Source organism: Streptomyces sp. NPDC058796 (assembly GCF_042745235.1).
GTDB lineage: Bacteria > Actinomycetota > Actinomycetes > Streptomycetales > Streptomycetaceae > Streptomyces.
In genome coordinates this window covers 178001-195235 of the sequence record NZ_JBHYOP010000011.1, presented here as the reverse complement: position 1 = coordinate 195235, position 17235 = coordinate 178001, and the positions used below count along the sequence as shown (strand labels likewise).

General features: G+C 73.3%; 13 protein-coding genes. 10 read left to right on the top strand and 3 right to left on the bottom strand.

What is annotated here, in order from left to right; translation table 11 throughout:
* The first annotated feature begins 49 nt into the window (after positions 1-49).
* Positions 50-2917 carry a DEAD/DEAH box helicase gene (locus ACFW47_RS27055; RefSeq protein ID WP_386285719.1) on the top strand — a complete coding sequence of 956 codons (2868 nt, stop codon included), beginning with the start codon at positions 50-52 and terminating at the stop codon, positions 2915-2917.
* Positions 2914-4179 carry an SWF or SNF family helicase gene (locus tag ACFW47_RS27050; RefSeq protein ID WP_386285341.1) on the top strand — a complete coding sequence of 422 codons (1266 nt, stop codon included), beginning with the start codon at positions 2914-2916 and terminating at the stop codon, positions 4177-4179. Before ACFW47_RS27055 ends, ACFW47_RS27050 begins: the two co-directional genes overlap by 4 nt.
* A gap of 196 nt (positions 4180-4375) precedes the next feature.
* On the opposite strand, the gene xylA is transcribed toward ACFW47_RS27050, so the two are convergent.
* Entirely contained in the window at positions 4376-5539 is a 1164-nt protein-coding gene (xylA, locus tag ACFW47_RS27045; RefSeq protein ID WP_386285343.1) for a xylose isomerase, read from the bottom strand.
* Between the two features lie 187 nt (positions 5540-5726).
* Between xylA and xylB the strand changes: the two genes are divergently transcribed.
* From xylB to ACFW47_RS27015, 6 genes are all read left to right on the top strand, one after another.
* Positions 5727-7172, top strand: a complete 1446-nt coding sequence (gene xylB, locus ACFW47_RS27040) for a xylulokinase (RefSeq protein ID WP_386285345.1) — start codon at positions 5727-5729, stop codon at positions 7170-7172.
* A gap of 156 nt (positions 7173-7328) precedes the next feature.
* A complete protein-coding gene (locus ACFW47_RS27035; protein ID WP_386285348.1) occupies positions 7329-8543 on the top strand; it encodes an ROK family protein in 1215 nt (404 codons plus the stop codon).
* Positions 8544-8837: 294 nt separating this feature from the next.
* On the top strand, positions 8838-9488 hold the full coding sequence (locus ACFW47_RS27030) for an N-acetylmuramoyl-L-alanine amidase (RefSeq protein WP_386307409.1): 651 nt from the start codon (positions 8838-8840) through the stop codon (positions 9486-9488).
* A gap of 132 nt (positions 9489-9620) precedes the next feature.
* Entirely contained in the window at positions 9621-10871 is a 1251-nt protein-coding gene (locus ACFW47_RS27025; RefSeq protein ID WP_386307407.1) for a GAF domain-containing protein, read from the top strand.
* Positions 10872-11017: 146 nt separating this feature from the next.
* Positions 11018-12541 (top strand): aldehyde dehydrogenase family protein, encoded by a 1524-nt coding sequence (locus ACFW47_RS27020; RefSeq protein ID WP_386285356.1) that lies wholly within the window; start codon positions 11018-11020, stop codon positions 12539-12541.
* 314 nt (positions 12542-12855) lie between these two features.
* Positions 12856-13644 carry an OBAP family protein gene (locus ACFW47_RS27015; RefSeq protein WP_386307406.1) on the top strand — a complete coding sequence of 263 codons (789 nt, stop codon included), beginning with the start codon at positions 12856-12858 and terminating at the stop codon, positions 13642-13644.
* 5 nt (positions 13645-13649) lie between these two features.
* Here ACFW47_RS27015 and ACFW47_RS27010 read toward each other — a convergent pair whose 3' ends face one another.
* Together ACFW47_RS27010 and ACFW47_RS27005 are read right to left on the bottom strand one after the other, a co-directional pair.
* The gene (locus ACFW47_RS27010) at positions 13650-14060 is read right to left on the bottom strand and encodes an SgcJ/EcaC family oxidoreductase (RefSeq protein WP_386285361.1); all 411 of its coding nucleotides are present in this window, start codon (positions 14058-14060) and stop codon (positions 13650-13652) included.
* A 34-nt stretch (positions 14061-14094) separates the two neighbouring features.
* Positions 14095-14853 carry a YqjF family protein gene (locus ACFW47_RS27005; RefSeq protein ID WP_386307405.1) on the bottom strand — a complete coding sequence of 253 codons (759 nt, stop codon included), beginning with the start codon at positions 14851-14853 and terminating at the stop codon, positions 14095-14097.
* 108 nt (positions 14854-14961) lie between these two features.
* Here ACFW47_RS27005 and ACFW47_RS27000 point away from each other — a divergent pair, with 108 nt between their 5' ends.
* A complete protein-coding gene (locus ACFW47_RS27000) occupies positions 14962-16047 on the top strand; it encodes a MerR family transcriptional regulator (protein WP_386307404.1) in 1086 nt (361 codons plus the stop codon).
* A 130-nt stretch (positions 16048-16177) separates the two neighbouring features.
* Complete coding sequence (locus ACFW47_RS26995; protein ID WP_386285370.1) at positions 16178-17203, top strand: LacI family DNA-binding transcriptional regulator; 1026 nt, start codon at positions 16178-16180, stop codon at positions 17201-17203.
* Positions 17204-17235: the final 32 nt, after the last annotated feature.

Sequence of the window (17235 nt, the reverse complement as noted above, 5' to 3'; positions counted from 1 at the left end):
GTACAATCACCAATCGCATCTCTGACTAGTCAAATTTGAGGAATATGTCATCGCTGCGCAGACCGCTCTTCTGGCAACGCCCTCCGAGGTATCCGAACTCGCCCGCTGCTGTGCCGTTTTCCTGCCCGCTGATCCCGCCCGCGCCGGCCGGGTCGCCTTCTGGCGAACCGACGGTGAGGCCCCTGTCGGCCCCTCGTCGGGGTCGGTGGAGAACCTGACGGTCGCCCTGCCCGAAGGCGACGGAGCGCGGCCGGCGACGCTGCCCGCCGTGCTTCTGCCGGTGCGGGCGGCCCTGCCCCTGCTCACCCGCGCGCGTTCCGGCACCGACGCCCACCGGGCGACCGTGTTCTGGGGCGCGGTGGCCCTCGAGGCCCTCCATCTCGTCGCGCGCGGGCTGCTGCTGCCCGGTCTGTCCGCGGCCGACCACGACGCCTGGCGCACGGGTCCGCTGGGCGCGGAGGAGACCGAGCGGGTACGGCACCTGGCCGCCGCCATGCCGCCCGAGGCGCACGCCGTCCCGGTCGGCGGCGTCGAACCCCTGCGGCTGCCCGACCCGGAACGGCTGGTCCGCGACTTCCTGGACTCGGTCGCCGACACGCTGCCCCGCTCCCCCGCCGCCGAGCTGGTGACGGCCGGGCCCGCGTACGCCGCGCGGGAACCGCGGCGGGAACCCGGGCTCCGCGCGTGGACCGCCGATGTCGCCGCCGGTCACGACATGGGCGTGCGGCTTTCGCTGCGTGTCGAGGTGCGCGGCCTCACCGCCCCGGTGTCCCCGGACGCCCGGCCGGCGTTCCGGGCCGTGCTCCAAGTGCACAGCGTGAGCGATCCCGCGCTCGTATCGGACGCCTCCGAGGTGTGGGCGGGCACCGGGGCGGAGGCGTTCGGCACGCGCGCGCGGATGGACGCCCTGCTCGCGCTGCGCCGTGCGGCACGGGCCTGGTCCGCGCTGACGCCGCTGCTGTCGGCCGCCGTGCCGGACGCCGTGGAACTCGCCGACGAGGACGTCACGGAACTCCTCGGACCGGGCTCCCGGGCACTCACCGGCGCGGGGGTCGACGTCCACTGGCCGCGCGAGCTGGCGCGTGATCTGACCACCCGCGCGGAAGTGGGGCCGGCCGACGACGGGCCGACGCCGCGCACGGCCTCGTCGGACGCCGGCCCGTCGTTCCTGTCGGCCGACGCGCTGCTCGCCTTCAACTGGTCGTTCGCCCTGGGCGACGAGCGGCTCACGCGCGAGGAGCTGGACGTGCTCGCGGAGGCCAACCGCCCTGTGGTGCGCCTGCGTGACCAGTGGGTGCTCGTCGATCCCGAGGAGGCCCGGCGCGCCCGCACGCGGCAGGACCGCAAGGTCACGCCCGTCGACGCGCTCGCCGCCGCTCTCACGGGCTCGACGGAGGTGGACGGAGGCCGCGTCGAGGTGCGCGCCACGGGATGGCTGGCGGCGTTGCGGGAGCGCCTCACCGATCCCGGGGCGCAGGACGCCGTCCCGCAGCCCGCCGGCCTGCACGCCACGCTGCGCGACTACCAGCGCCGGGGTCTGGACTGGCTGGTGCGCATGACGTCGTCGGGTCTGGGCTGCTGCCTCGCCGACGACATGGGGCTCGGCAAGACCATCACGCTGATCGCCCTGCACCTGCACCGGCAGACCGACGCGTCGGCAGCCGGTCCCACCTTGGTGGTCTGCCCGACGTCTCTCATGGGCAACTGGCAGCGCGAGATCGAGCGGTTCGCGCCCGGCACGCCCGTCCGCCGCTTCCACGGCACGAAGCGCGACCTGGAGGGCCTGGCCGACGGCGAGTTCGTGCTCACCACCTACGGCACCATGCGCCTGGACACCGGCCGGCTCTCGGCCGTGCCATGGGGCCTGGTCGTGGCGGACGAGGCCCAGCACGTGAAGAACCCGTACTCGGACACCGCGCGGCAGCTGCGTTCCATCGGCGCTCGCGCGCGTGTGGCGCTCACGGGCACTCCGGTGGAGAACAACCTCTCGGAGCTGTGGGCCGTTCTCGACTGGGCCACCCCGGGACTGCTGGGCCGGCTCGGCAGCTTCCGAAGGCACTACGCACAGGCCGTCGAGGGCGGCCAGGACCCGGCGGCGGCGGAGCGGCTGGCGCGGCTCGTGCGGCCGTTCCTGCTGCGGCGCCGCAAGTCGGACCCGGGGATCGCACCGGAGCTGCCGCCGAAGACCGAGACCGACCATCCCGTGTCCCTGACCACGGAACAGGCCGGCCTCTACGAAGCGGTGGTGCGCGAGGCGCTGGCGGAGATCGCCGGGGCGGACAGCATGGCGCGCCGCGGCATGATCGTGAAGCTCCTGACGGGACTCAAGCAGATCTGCAACCATCCGGCGCAGTTCCTGAAGGAGGAACGGCCGAGGATCACAGGCCGGTCGGGGAAGCTGGAGCTGCTGGACGAACTGCTCGGGACGATCCTCGCCGAGGAGGCGAGTGTCCTGGTCTTCACGCAGTACGTGCAGATGGCCCGGCTCCTCGAGCAGCACCTGGCCGACCGGGGCGTGGCCTCGCTGTTCCTGCACGGCGGCACGTCCGTCGCGGCCCGGGAGTCGATGGTGCGGCGGTTCCAGGACGGCGAGGTTCCGGTCTTCCTGCTGTCCCTCAAGGCGGCGGGCACCGGACTGAACCTCACACGCGCGGAGCACGTCGTGCACTACGACCGCTGGTGGAATCCGGCGGTGGAGGCGCAGGCCACCGACCGCGCCTACCGCATCGGCCAGACCCGCCCGGTGCAGGTGCACCGGCTGGTCGCCGAGGGGACCGTCGAGGACCGCATCGCGGCCCTGCTGCACCGCAAGCGGGAACTGGCCGACGCGGTGCTGGGAGCGGGCGAGGCGGCGCTCACGGAGCTGACGGACGCGGAACTGGCCGACCTGGTGGAGCTGCGAGGGGACACGGAGTGAACCGTTACGACGAGGACACCGAGCGGACGTTCGCCGCACTGCCGCCCGCGCACGGCCGTGGCTTCGCGCAGACCTGGTGGGGGCGGGCCTGGCTGAAGTCGCTGGAGGAGGCGGCGATGGACGCGGCGCAGGTGAAGACGGGCCGCCGGCTCGCGCGCGCGGGGGCGGTCGGGGCGGTGTCGGTGCGACCGGGGCGCATCACCGCCGTCGTCCGGGACCGGGACCGTACGGCCCACCGGGCCGACGTCCTGCTGGAGAAGCTGTCCGACGCTCAGTGGGACCGTTTCGTCGGCCTGGCGATCGAGCGGTCCGGTCATGTGGCGGCGCTGCTGGACCGTGACATGCCGCCGCACCTCGTGGAGGACGCCGCGAGCGCCGGCATCGACCTCCTGCCGGGCATGGGCGATCTGGAGCCGGAGTGCGACTGCGGCGCCTGGGACCACTGCGGGCACACGGCGGCGCTGTGCTATCAGGTCGCCAGGCTGCTGGACCAGGATCCCTTCGTGCTGCTGTTGATGCGCGGCCGCGCGGAGAGCGCCGTACTCGACGCCCTCCAGTCGCACGGAACGCCCGCGGAGGACGGTGCCCGCCCTCCGGAGGGCGTGGACGCGGCCGAGGCGTACGCGACGGGGCACATGCTGCCTCCGTTGCCCCGTCCGCCCGTTGTCCGGGACGCGCCGGGTGTACCGCCGTCCCTGGACACCGGGACCGCGCCACCGCCCGGTGTCGACCCGGCCGCCCTGGGCTTCCTGGCCTCCCGGGCCGCGGCGGAGGCACACCGCCTGCTCGCCGAGGCCCTGCGCGGTGGGCACGAACGGCAGGCCGTGAGCACGGAACCCGACGCCTCCGAGGACGCCGTGCGCCTGGCCGCGGGCGATCCGGGACCGGACGTGTCGCGCCGGCTCGGCGAGGGCTCGGGCCGCACCGCGGAGTCCCTGGACGCCGCCGTCCGCGCGTGGCGGCTCGGGGGCGGGGCAGCGTTGTCCGTGCTGGAGCAGGAGTGGACGGTGGAGGGCGGCATCCTCGCACGCGCGCGTGCGGCACTCGAGTCGGCCTGGGAGGAGGGCGAACGGCCCGCGTTGCGGGCGCGGGGCAACCGCTGGACCGTCGTCGGCGCTCCGCACCAGCTCCGTCTGGACCGCGAGGGCCGCTGGTGGCCGTACCGCAAGGAGCGCGGGCGCTGGGTCCCCGCGGGCGGCGCGGCCCACGACCCGGCGACGGCCCTGGCGTCGGCGGTACCGGCGGTCGGGGACGAACCCTGAGAGCCGGTGCGGGCGCCCATGAGGGTGCTGCCGCGGGCAACCGGTGCCGGCCCGTGACGCTGCCGCCGGCAACGGCTGACTGCTCTCCGCCGGCGCCTGACGCACCGACAGGCTCCAACCCCCGTCCGGCCGACGGACGGGGGCTGGAGCCTTCGCACAGGGGCCTGACCGCTCGGCGGGTGCCCGGGCAGACGCGTCAGCGGGCGCCGAGGAGGTGGTCCATGGCGAGCTGGTCCAGGTGCTCGAAGGCCATGCCGCGCGCGGCGGCCGCGTCCACGTCGAAGGTGTCGTAGGCGGTCGGGTCGGCCAGCAGGGCCGCGAGGCCGTCCTCGGCGGTCGGACGGGCCAGCTCGTCAAGGCGCGCCGCCGCGAGGGCCTCCTGCACCTGCGGGTCCGCCCGGAAGGCCGCCGCCCGGTCCTTGAGGATCAGGTAGTTGCGCATGCAGCCGGCCGCCGACGCCCACACTCCGTCGAGGTCCTCGGTCCGCGGGGGCTTGAAGTCGAAGTGCCGCGGACCGGCGTAGCCGGCCCTCTCCAGCAGGTCGACGAGCCAGAACGCGGCCCGCAGGTCACCCGCGCCGAAGCGCAGGTCCTGGTCGTACTTGATGCCCGACTGGCCGTTGAGGTCGATGTGGAACAGCTTGCCGGCCCAGAGCGCCTGCGCGATCCCGTGCGGGAAGTTCAGCCCCGCCATCTGCTCGTGGCCGACCTCGGGGTTCACGCCGTACAGCTCCGGGCGCTCCAGCCGCTCGATGAACGCCAGTGCGTGACCCACCGTCGGGAGCAGGATGTCGCCTCGGGGCTCGTTCGGCTTCGGCTCGATCGCGAACTTCAGGTCGTAACCCTGCTCGGTGACGTACTCGCCCAGCAGGTCGAAGGCCTCCTTCATCCGGTCCAGGGCGTCCCGCACGTCCTTGGCCGCGCCGGACTCCGCGCCCTCCCGGCCGCCCCAGGCGACGTACACGCTCGCGCCGAGCTCCACCGCGAGATCGATGTTGCGGATCGTCTTGCGCAGCGCGTACCGGCGCACGTCCCGGTCGTTCGCCGTGAACGCGCCGTCCTTGAACACCGGGTGCGTGAACAGGTTCGTCGTCGCCATCGGCACCTTCATGCCGGTCGCGTCCAGCGCCTGCCGGAACCGCTTGACGTGCTCCTCGCGCTCGGTGTCGTTCGACCCGAACGGGATCAGGTCGTCGTCGTGGAAGGTGACCCCGTACGCGCCCAGCTCGGCCAGGCGGCGCACCGACTCCGCCGGATCCAGCGCACGCCGGGTGGCATCGCCGAAGGGATCCCGGCCCTGCCAGCCGACCGTCCACAAACCGAACGTGAACCTGTCCTCGGGAGTGGGCTGGTAGTTCATTCCGCGGCTCCTCACTCGCTGCCGATCACTCGCTGCCGACTATTTCGTCATGGCGCTTTACAAATTAGTATGCACACACGCTCCTGGGAAGGGACAAGGTGTCTCCGAAGGAGTGGTCGAGCCAATCCAGCAAGTCCAGGCAGTCCAGTCAGATCCCGCAGAGAGCCGCGGAAGAGGGAGAAGCCCGATGTCAGCAGCCGAGGGACCGCTCGTCGTCGGCGTGGACACGTCCACCCAGTCCACCAAGGCGCTGGTCGTCGACGCGGCCACCGGCCAGGTCGTCGCGAGCGGCCAGGCACCCCACACGGTGTCCTCAGGAGCCGGCCGCGAGAGCGACCCCCGCCAGTGGTGGGACGCGCTCCGCGAGGCCCTGCACCAGTGTGGTGACGCCGCGCGGGAGGCCGCCGCGGTGTCCGTCGGCGGTCAGCAGCACGGTCTTGTCACACTGGACGCCCAGGGCGAGCCGGTGCGCCCGGCCCTGCTGTGGAACGACGTGCGTTCGGCTCCGCAGGCCCGCCGCCTGATCGAGGAGCTGGGCGGTCCCAAGAGCTGGGCGGAGCGCACGGGCAGCGTGCCCAGTGCCTCGTTCACGGTCACCAAGTGGGCCTGGCTGGCCGAGCACGAACCGGAGGCCGCCCGCGCGGCGAAGGCGGTACGGCTCCCCCACGACTACCTCACCGAACGGCTCACCGGCGAGGGGACCACCGACCGCGGCGACGCGTCCGGCACCGGCTGGTGGGCTTCCGGCACCGAGGCATACGACGAGGAGATCCTCGCGCACGTGGGGCTCGATCCTGCGCTGCTGCCCCGTCCGGTCCGTCCCGGCGAGGTGGCCGGAACCGTGCGCGACGGCCACGGCCTGCCCTTCTCCAAGGGCACCCTGGTCGCCGCCGGCACCGGCGACAACGCGGCCGCCGCGCTGGGCCTCGGACTGCGCCCGGGCGTGCCGGTGATGAGCCTGGGCACCTCGGGCACCGTCTATGCCGTGTCGCGGCACCGCTCCGCCGACCCGACCGGCACCGTGGCCGGATTCGCCGACGCGCGCGGCGACTGGCTGCCGCTGGCCTGCACCCTCAACTGCACCCTCGCCGTCGACCGCGTCGCCGCCCTGCTGGGCCTGGACCGGGAGGCCGTCGAGCCCGGCACCGCCGTCACGCTGCTGCCCTACCTGGACGGCGAGCGCACACCGAACCTGCCGCACTCCTCCGGCCTCCTGCACGGGCTGCGTCACGACACCACCGCCGGCCAGCTGCTCCAGGCCGCCTACGACGGTGCCGTCCACTCGCTCCTCGGTGCGCTCGATCTCGTCCTCGACGCCGACGCCGACCCGTCCGCGCCGCTCCTGCTGATCGGCGGCGGTGCGCGCGGGACCGCCTGGCAGCAGACCGTACGACGGCTGTCGGGGCGGCCCGTGCAGATTCCCGAGGCCAGGGAGCTGGTCGCGCTCGGCGCCGCGGCGCAGGCGGCCGGCCTGCTGACCGGCGAGGACGCGGCTGCGGTCGCCCGCCGTTGGGACACGGCCGCCGGGCCGGTGCTGGACGCCGTGGAACGCGACGAGACGACGCTGACCAGGATCTCCGGGGTACTCTCCGACGCGGCACCCCTGCTGGAGCGAGGCGTGGGCTCCGGTTGAGGACGCGACCACACGGGCGACGCCGCCGACGGCGCGGGTGTCGCCCGGCGACCGCCGCGGGTCGCCCCGGACGGGTGCCGTCGGCGCCGCCTGTCGACGGCTCCGGCGGCGCGACCGAACGGACGACCGAGAGACCGACCGAGGACTGACGGAGGCATGACCGCACCGCCGCACGAAGCCCACAGCCACCCGCCCCGTCCCGGGCGGGCCCTGCCGGACACCCAGCAGGGCATGCGCCGGCGCAACCTCGCCCGTGTGATGCACGCCGTCAGCGCGGAGGGCCCGCTGTCGCGGGCCGCCGTGGCCTCCCGGATCGGGCTGACGCGTGCGGCGGTGTCGACCCTCGTGGACGAGCTCATCCGCACGGGACTGCTGGAGGAACTGGGCCCTGAGCGCCCCGGCCGCGTGGGGCGGCCCGGGTCGGCGCTCGCCGTCAGCGGGAAGGGGCCGGCCGGCATCGGGGCGGAGGTCGGTGTGGACCACCTCGCGGTCTGCGCGGTCGACCTGCGCGGCAGCCTGCGGGCGCGTGTGGTGCGCCACGGCAGCAATCGGGGCCGCTCCCCGGAGCCGGTGCTCGAACAGCTCAACGGCCTGGTGCGGCAGGTCGTCTCCGAGACCGAGGCCGAGGGACTGTGGCCGGCCGGGCTCGCACTGGCCGTGCCGGGACTCGTGGCACGGGACGCCCGTACCGTCGTCCACGCCCCGAACCTGGACTGGCACGACACGGACCTGGGCCCACTGCTGCCCGAACGCCTGCCGCTGACCGTGGGCAACGAGGCCAACTTCGGCGCGCTCGCCGAACTCTGGCTCGGCGACGGCACCCCGCGGGACTTCCTGCACGTCTCGGCCGAGATCGGCATCGGTGCCGCCCTCGTCGTCGACGGGCGGCTGCTGCGCGGCACCCGCGGCTTCGCGGGCGAGCTCGGCCATGTGCCCGTCCGGCCCGACGGACCGGCGTGCGCCTGCGGTGGACGGGGGTGCCTGGAGCAGTACGCGGGCGAGAAGGCGGTCCTGCGCGCGGCCGGTCTGGAGCCGGGAGAGGACCGGGTGGGAATGCTCGCGGAACGTGCGGCCGAGGGGGACGAGGCCGTACGGCGTGCCCTGCGCGAGGCTGGCACGGCACTCGGCATCGCACTGACCGGGGCGGTCAACCTGCTGGATCCCGAGGGCGTGGTACTGGGCGGAGCGCTGGCCGGGCTCGCCCCCTGGCTGCTGCCGTCACTGAATGACGAGCTGGCCCGGCGCACGGCCGGCCCGGCGTGTCCGGTCTCGGTGTCGGAACTCGGATCCCGGGGACCGTTGCTGGGCGCCGCCCACTCGGTGGTGCGGGCCGTCCTGGACGATCCGGCGGCAGTGGCGGAACGGGCCTGAGCGCGAGCCGGGAAGCACTCTGATCCGTCGGCGGCACGCACGACGCCCCCCGTCTCCCACCCTTTCGTCACTCGTTCGAGTGAGCGCGATATCCACAAGGCGGCGGCTGTCCACGGAACGGCGCGGCGCTCTTCTGCGCAATCCCCGCTGCCCGTACGGTGATTCACGCGGACGCACCCGGCGCGACGGACGACGGACGGCGTCCGCGGCGCCGGCCTCCACTCCTCCTCGGCGGCCGTCGCGCGCCGAACACCCCCCACCGGGCCCAGGCCCCCACCGACGAAAGGTCAGTCCATGGAGAGGGAAAGGACAGCCGCCCCCGTACCGACCAGGCGGCGCCTGCTGCAGGGCGCCGCGCTCGCCACCGTCCCGTTCGCCCTGTTCTCCGGCACTCGTGCCGCGGCACATTCCGGCACCGGCGCACGGCCCGGAGCCGACCCGGGTCCGGACCCCCGTGCCGCCGAGTACCCACCCGTCGAGTGGCTGCCGGCGAGCACGTCCAACTACACCCGGTCGACCCGCCCTTCCGCCTACCCGGTCGACTACGTCGTCGTCCACGTCACGCAGGAGACGTACGCCGACACCCTCTCCATCTTCCGCGACCCGGACAGGCAGGTCTCGGCGCACTACGTCGTCCGCTCCTCGGACGGGCACGTGGCGCAGTGCGTCCGCGAGGCCGACATCGCCTGGCACGCGGGGAACTGGGACTACAACACCCGCAGCATCGGCATCGAGCACGAGGGGTGGGTGGACCGGCCGGAGTACTTCACCGACGCCATGTACGAGCAGTCGGCCCGGCTCACCGCGGCGATCTGCACCACGTACGGCATCCCCAAGGACCGGGAGCACATCATCGCGCACCACGAGGTACCGGGCAGCGACCACACGGACCCGGGGCCCCTGTGGGACTGGACCCGATACATCAGACTGGTCAACTTCGCCTGAGCCACGCCCGGCTCACGGCGGAAGGCCTCAGCGGAAGGCCACATTCGGGTGATCAGACCGGTCGAAGTGGTTGTCCGCTCCGGTCCACGGAGTGACGATGGCCCCGTCGCGACAGCTTCCGGGGAGGCCGAGTTGACTGATCAATGGCTGGCTCTGGAACCGGGAGCCGACCCCGTCGAACGCGCGCGGACGCTGCGGCGAGCGCACGAGGCCTTCACCGTGGCGGGTACGGTGCCGCGGCCCGTGCGCCCCGTGGTGGCGGAGTCCTGGCGACGCTCGGTCCGGGCGGGTGTCGGCCCGGACGGCACCGCGAGCGTGGAACTCATGGACGACGACCTGGGCGCCTACCGGGCCGAGCATCCGCTGGCGCGGGTGATGCCGATGATCCGGGAGCTCCTCGGGACGTTCGCCGCCGACGGCGAGCACTTGCTCGCGGTCTGCGACGCGCACGGCAGACTGCTGTGGGTCGAGGGGCACCCGGCGACCCGGCGCCGGGCGGACCGGATGAACTTCGTGCCGGGCGCCCGGTGGGCGGAGTCGGCGGTGGGGACGAACGCGCCGGGCACGGCGGTGGCCGTAGGCCGGCCCGTCCAGGTGTTCACGGCCGAGCACTTCATCCGCCGGGTTCAGCCGTGGACGTGCGCGGCCGCTCCGGTGCACGATCCCCGCACCGGACGGGTGCTCGGCGCGGTGGACATCACCGGCGGGGACGGCCTGGCGCACCCGCACAGTCTGGGCTTCGTCCAGGCGGTCGCGCGTGCCGCCGAGTCGCAGCTGGCACTGCTCGCCCCGGAGCAGTCCGCTGCCGAGGGGGCCGGGCTGACCGCGTTGGGCCGCGACGAGGCGCTGCTCAGTTCGGACGGGCGCCGAACGCGGCTGAGCCGGCGGCACAGCGAGATCGTCGTGCTGCTGGCCCACCACCCGGAGGGCCTGACCGGTGACGAGCTGCTGTGCGCGCTCTACGAGGACGAGACGGTGCCACCGGTGACGTTGCGTGCCGAACTCACCCGGCTGCGCGGCATCCTGGGACCCGGCCGACTGGTGTCGCGGCCCTACCGGCTGACGATGCCCGTCGAGTCCGACGCCACGGTGGTCGAGCGTCGCCTGCGGTCCGGTGCCGTGACGGCGGCCGCGACGGCGTACGCCGGTCCGCTGCTGCCGGGCTCACGGGCCCCGGCGGTCGTGCGGCTCAGACGCCGGCTCGCCGACGGACTGCGCGCCGCGCTGATCGCCCGCGGTGATCCCGACCTGCTGGCCGACTGGGCGCACGCCCCGTGGGGCGAGGACGACCTCGACGTCTGGCGCGCCCTGGCCGCGGTCCGGCCGACGGCCGCGGCCCGGTCCCGGCTCGCCGCGCTGGAGTCCGAGCTGGCGGCCCCGTAAGACGTGGTGGTCCTGGCCCGACCGGTCGCGGTCCGGAAGCGGACGGCTGCCGCCGTGGACGCAACCTGTCTGCAACGTCCGGCTGCCTAGCCTCACGCGCAGAGCTGTCCAACGGCGGGCAGCACTCGACGAGGGAGGCAGACAGGATGACCCGTTACGCGGCGCCCGGCACCGAGGGCGCGATCGTCTCCTACCAGTCGCGCTACGACCACTTCATCGGCGGCGCGTACGTGCCGCCCACGCGCGGGCAGTACTTCGAGAACCCGTCACCGGTGAACGGCCAGCCGTTCACGGAGATCGCGCGCGGCACGGCGGAGGACGTGGAGCGGGCGCTCGACGCGGCGCACGAGGCGGCCCCGGGCTGGGCCCGGACCTCGGTGACCGAGCGCTCCGGCATCCTGCTGAAGATCGCCGACCGCATGGAGGCGAACCTGGAACGCCTGGCGGTCGCCGAGAGCTGGGAGAACGGAAAGCCGGTGCGCGAGACGCTGGCGGCCGACATCCCGCTCGCCGTCGACCACTTCCGCTACTTCGCGGGCGCGATCCGCGCCCAGGAGGGCTCGCTCGGCGAGGTCGACGACGACACCGTGGCGTACCACTTCCACGAGCCGCTGGGGGTCGTCGCGCAGATCATCCCGTGGAACTTCCCGATCCTGATGGCGGCCTGGAAGCTCGCTCCCGCCCTCGCCGCCGGGAACGCGGTGGTCCTGAAGCCCGCCGAGCAGACTCCCGCCTCGATCCACTACTGGCTGAGCCTGGTCTCGGACCTGCTGCCGCCCGGCGTCCTGAACATCGTCAACGGCTTCGGCGTGGAGGCCGGCAAACCGCTGGCGTCCAGCCCGCGGGTGGCGAAGGTGGCCTTCACCGGGGAGACCACCACCGGGCGGCTGATCATGCAGTACGCCTCGGAGAACATCAAGCCGGTCACCCTGGAGCTCGGCGGCAAGTCGCCCAACATCTTCTTCGACGACGTCTGGGCCCAGGACGACGACTTCCGCGACAAGGCGCTCGAGGGCTTCACGATGTTCGCCCTCAACCAGGGCGAGGTGTGCACCTGCCCGTCCCGGGCGCTGGTCCAGCGCGGCAACTACGCCGACTTCATGGCGGCCGCCGTCGCCCGCACCGAGCTGATCAAGCCGGGCCACCCGCTGGACACCGACACGATGATCGGCGCCCAGGCCTCCAACGACCAGTTGGAGAAGATCCTCTCCTACCTCGACATCGGCCGGCAGGAGGGCGCCAAGGTGCTCACCGGCGGCGAACGCGTCGAGCACGAGGGAGAGCTGAAGGGCGGCTACTACGTCCAGCCCACGGTCTTCGAGGGGCACAACCGCATGCGGATCTTCCAGGAGGAGATCTTCGGCCCGGTCGTGTCGGTCACGTCCTTCGACGACTTCGACGACGCGATCAAGACCGCCAACGACACCCTGTACGGCCTCGGCGCCGGGGTGTGGACCCGCGACATGAACACCGCCTACCGCGCCGGCCGCGCGATCCAGGCGGGCCGTGTCTGGACCAACTGCTACCACGCCTACCCGGCACACGCCGCGTTCGGCGGCTACAAGCAGTCGGGGATCGGCCGGGAGAACCACAAGATGATGCTGGAGCACTACCAGCAGACGAAGAACCTCCTGGTGTCGTACTCGCCGAAGAAGCTGGGCTTCTTCTAGGCGCAGGGGGGGCGCCTGACGGGGGAAGACGCCCGGCAGGCGCCTTCCCCCGCCCGCGAAGGAGTGCGGCCGGCGTCGCGGCGGCACTCTCCACCCGGCGTGCGAGCCCGACCAGCCGCCCGCATCAGGGGGCAAGCCGGCCCGGTCGATCGGTTCGGACGGGCGACGTCCCGTGAGCCGATGCACGACACCCCGGAAGAGCGCGCTTCGCGGTCCCCGGCGGCACCGCACTGGTTCTGACGCACGTGAGCGGCGCGCGCCCGGCGTGTCCCGGCGGACCGTTACGGCCACCGGACGCCGGGCACCCGGCGGCCATGGCATTCACACACAGAACGCACCGTTCGGGCGGCTCCGGCCGGGGACGTGCCGCAGCCGCGGGCATCGGTGCCGCGGCGGGCGTGACGGCCGCCGCCGGTCTCCTGCTCAGCCGCAAAGCGGCCACGATCGGCAAGGTCGGCAAGGGACACCCCCTCAAGCACCGCGCGCTGGACCTGGCGGCCGGCGCGATGCAGCCCAAGTATCCGATCGAGGCGATGACCACCTACCTCAACGGCTTTCACATGTACGCCGACGACATGGGCAGGCAGGTGGAGGCCACGCACTTCTGCATACATCTCCAGCACGACCTGCACCAGTGCGTGATCTTCGACCGGAACGCGCCCGACGCCCGGCTGATAGGCATCGAGTACATCGTCAGCGAGGAGCGTTTCCGCGGGCTGCCCGAGGACGAGAAGCGGCTGTGGCACAGCCACCACTACGAGGTGAAGTCCGGCATCCTCACCGCGCCCGGCATCCCCGGCCTGGCCGAGCACGCCTACTTCGAGGACCTCGTGACCACCTACGGGAAGACCTTCCACACGTGGCAGTACGACCGCGACGACTTCCCGTACGGCATCCCGCAGCTGATGATGGGCTTCACCGAGGACGGACAGGCCGCGGACGAGTTGGTGCGGGCTCGGGACGAGCGGCTCGGCGTCTCGACGGCCCGCAAGCGGCGCAGCCGGGAGGACATCCCCATGCCGGTGGTGGCTCCCGGTGCCAACGGGTGGGAGAGCGGGCGGACGGTGCAGACACGCGTCGAGGAGACGGATTTCAAGCGCTGATCCGCTCAGCCGGACCGCACTTCGGTGTTCTGGCCGGCATGCAGCAGCCAGCGTCCGTCGTCCTGCCTGGTCATGACGTACAGCGGTGCGCCCTCCGTGTCCCCCTCGGCCGAGTGGTAGACCTGCCGGACCTTCACGGCCGCCACGTCCGGCCGCAGGAACTGCACGTGGACGGCCTCGTAGGTGACGTCACCGTCCCACGTGGCGTCCGGCAGCACGGCGCGGGTGAAGTCGGCGATCGCGTCGAAGCCGAGAAGGACCTTGCCGTGGGCGGTCGTCCACAGCGCGTCCGGGTGGAAGAGGGCGAGGAAACCTTCGGCGTCCTTGGCCCGCTGGGTCCGCTCGACGGTGGCCACGACTCGCCGGATGGCCTCGATGTCCGCTGCGCCGGCGCTCTGTGCGGTGTCGGTGTTCATGCGGTCCAGCGTGGTACCTCGAGTCCGGTTGAGGTCAAGGGCCGAGGGGCAGGAGGGCGGCGGGACGCGCGGGCCGGCCGAGGCGGACCCGGACGCCCGGCGAGTACAGCACGCTGACGGGGGCGGCGGTGGGGGCGGGGACACCGGCGGCAGTCACGAGGTTCTCGTCGCAGGTGACGAGTTCGGCGCGGTACAGGGGCCAGCGGGGGTGGTGGTTGGGCAGGTACGCCGCACCGCCGAAGAACGCGTTGTGCATGCCCCAGCGGGCGGTGAGGAAGTGCTCCAGTCCGGTGGGCTCGCGGATGTACTCACCGGTTCGCACGACGATGCGGCTGTGGGCTCCGCGCGGGCCGGGCCGGCGGCGGGAACTGGTGTAGGTCACGGTGCCGCCGGCGGAGCGGACGCTCATGCGGGACCACAGGTAGGGCAGCCGGAAGACGAAGCGGCCCAGCACCACCGGGACCAGCCGAGAGGCGTCCATCGACCGGAAGACCACACCGCGCCGGCCGTGGGCGTCCACCGAGTACAGGCGCACGTTGGTCTCCGGGAACGAGCCGAGGTAGGGCACCCCGGGCAGCCGGAACCAGCCGACCCGGTGCATCCGGAAGGCGACGAGCCCGACGTACGTGAGCCCGTCGTACGTGTCGGGGACGGTGCCGCGCGGCATGAGGTGCGCCACGGCCGCCGGCTCGACGGCCCAGTGGACGAAGGCCAGGTCGAGCCACTCCTGGGTGAACAGCGGCGTCCTTATCGACTCGGGCGCGTCGGGAGTCACGGGGGTGGGCTTCTGCACGGCGCAAGGATGGCAGACGACCCGGACCGGCGTGGGGCTGGCACCCGGGGGGGCGGGATTGACCCTCGACCTGGTCAAGGGCCCACAGTCGTGGACGTGGAGAGCGAGATGCGCAGCATTGGGGAGATGGCCCGCGACAGCGGTCTGGGGGTGAGCGCCCTGCGGTTCTACGACCGGGCCGGTGTGCTGGTCCCCGCCTGGGTGGATCCGGTCAGCGGCTACCGCTGGTACGCGCCGGAGCAGCTGGGCGAGGCACGGCTGCTGGCGCGGCTGCGCCGGGCCGGCATGCCCTTGGCAGACGTCCGTCTGGTACTGGCCGGCTGGTCCGGCGCGGACACCGACCTGGTGCGCGGGCTCCTCCAGGCCCACCTCCGCCGCCTCGAAGGCGGGCTGGCCGCCGCCCGCACCGAGTTCTCCGCGCTCCGGATCCTGCTCGACCAGAGGGAGAATCCCATGACGACCGCACCGCGCACCACCACCGCCCGCCTGTCCGTGTCCGCGTCCGAGCTGGCCGCCGCGCTGGACGCGGTCCGCTACGCGGCGAGCTCCGACCCCGGGCTGCCGATGCTCGGCGGTGTCCTGTGCGACGCGGAGGGCGACACCCTCCATCTCGTGGCCACCGACCGCTACCGGATGGCCGTGGCCCGGATCGGTGCCACCGGTCACGCGGGCCCGCGTGTTCAGGTGACCGTGCCCGTCCCGCTCGCCGACGCGATGCGCGCCCTGCTGGGCGGGGAGGAGCCCGTCGGTCTGACCGTGGAGGGTGACCGGGTGACGCTGGAGGCCGGGGACCGCCAGGCGGCCGGGCAGTGCCTCGCCCAGGACTTCCCCGACTACCGCCGGCTCGTCCACCTGCCGTCCGGACGGCGGGCCCTCGTCGAGACGGCCGCCTTCCGCGAGGAGCTGGAGACGGGTCCCGTCCGCTCGGGCGTGGTGCGCGAGCAGGACGGCGTGTCCGGCGACGTCAGTGTGCTCGGGATCGCGGACGACGGCACGGTCACCGTCTGCGAGGACCGGGACGGGGACGGGAACTGTGTCGCCGTCGACCGGAAGTTCCTGCTGGACGCGATCGCCGCCGCGGGCGGGGACCGGCTGGTGCTGGAATTCGGCGCCCCCACGGCTCCCGTGGCGATCCGCCGCGTGGCCGACGAGACGACGTTCGCCCTGCTCATGCCGGTCCGGCTGGACGACTGACGGCCGGGCGCCGACGGCCTGGCCACATGCCGGTGCCGTGAGTCGTTCCCCGGCCACCTCCTCCCCGATCCGTCGGCCGAGCCGGGAAAGTGACCGTAGTATCGAACGATCTCGTCGGGGGGAGGCGCGCATGGGCAGGCAGCGTCCCGGTACGCCCACGCTGGAGGAGGTGGCCGCCCTCGCCGGTGTGGGACGGGGCACCGTCTCGAGGGTCGTCAACAACGCCGCGGGCGTACGGGACTCGACGCGGCGCGCCGTACAGCGGGCCATCGCGGAACTGGGGTACGTCCCCAACCTGGCGGCACGCTCCCTGGCCGGGCACCGTGCGGACGCCGTCGCGCTGGTCATGACGGAGCCGGACTGGCGGCTGTTCGGGGAGCCGTTCTTCACCGAGATCGTGCGTGCCGTCGGTGACGCCCTCAGCGACACCCCTGTGCAGTTGCTGCTCACCCTGGTCCGCACGGACGCCGAGCGGCAGCGCTTCGTCGAGTACGCGCGCGGGGGCCGGGTGGACGGCGTACTGCTGATGTCCGTGCGCGCCGAGGACCCGCTGCCGGACATGCTCGCCAAGGCGGGACTGCCGACGGTCATGCTGGGACGGCGCTCCGGTGACGAGAGCGTCACGTACGTCGACGCGGACAACACCGGCGGCGCGCGCGGCGCGGTCACCCACCTGCTGAACGGCGGCCGGGCCACGATCGGGGCCGTCACCGGACCGCTCGACATGTACGTCGCCCAGTGCCGGCTGCGCGGTTACCGGGAGGCACTGGAGCTGGCGGGGCGGGAGGTCAGGGACTCGCTGGTCGTCGAGGGTGAGGACTTCACGGAGGAGAGCGGACGCCGGGCGACGACCGAGCTGGTCGCCCGGCATCCCGGCCTCGACGCGGTCTTCGCCGCCTCGGACACCCTGGCAGCGGGGGCACTGGGCGCGCTGCGCGCGACGGGCAGGCGGGTGCCGCAGGACGTGGCGGTGATCGGCTTCGACGACTTCCATCCCGCCCGTCCCACGGAGCCGCCCCTGACGACGGTCCGGCAGCCACTGGAGGAGATCGGCCGGACCATGGTGCGGCTGCTGCTGGAGGAGATGGAGGACTCCCCCGTCGCCTGGCGGCACGTCATCCTCCGTACGGAGCTGGTTCTCCGGGACTCCGCCTGACATTCGCCGCCGCGCTCGCCGACGGCCCGGGA

What these genes read in the sequence shown, in the direction of transcription:
- xylA (WP_386285343.1), bottom strand. Translation starts at nt 5,539, where the DNA reads ATGAACTACCAGCCCACTCCCGAGGACAGGTTCACGTTCGGTTTGTGG.
- xylB (WP_386285345.1), top strand. Translation starts at nt 5,727, where the DNA reads ATGTCAGCAGCCGAGGGACCGCTCGTCGTCGGCGTGGACACGTCCACC.
- ACFW47_RS27035 (WP_386285348.1), top strand. Translation starts at nt 7,329, where the DNA reads ATGACCGCACCGCCGCACGAAGCCCACAGCCACCCGCCCCGTCCCGGG.
- ACFW47_RS27030 (WP_386307409.1), top strand. Translation starts at nt 8,838, where the DNA reads ATGGAGAGGGAAAGGACAGCCGCCCCCGTACCGACCAGGCGGCGCCTG.
- ACFW47_RS27020 (WP_386285356.1), top strand. Translation starts at nt 11,018, where the DNA reads ATGACCCGTTACGCGGCGCCCGGCACCGAGGGCGCGATCGTCTCCTAC.
- ACFW47_RS27015 (WP_386307406.1), top strand. Translation starts at nt 12,856, where the DNA reads ATGGCATTCACACACAGAACGCACCGTTCGGGCGGCTCCGGCCGGGGA.
- ACFW47_RS27010 (WP_386285361.1), bottom strand. Translation starts at nt 14,060, where the DNA reads ATGAACACCGACACCGCACAGAGCGCCGGCGCAGCGGACATCGAGGCC.
- ACFW47_RS27000 (WP_386307404.1), top strand. Translation starts at nt 14,962, where the DNA reads ATGCGCAGCATTGGGGAGATGGCCCGCGACAGCGGTCTGGGGGTGAGC.
- ACFW47_RS26995 (WP_386285370.1), top strand. Translation starts at nt 16,178, where the DNA reads ATGGGCAGGCAGCGTCCCGGTACGCCCACGCTGGAGGAGGTGGCCGCC.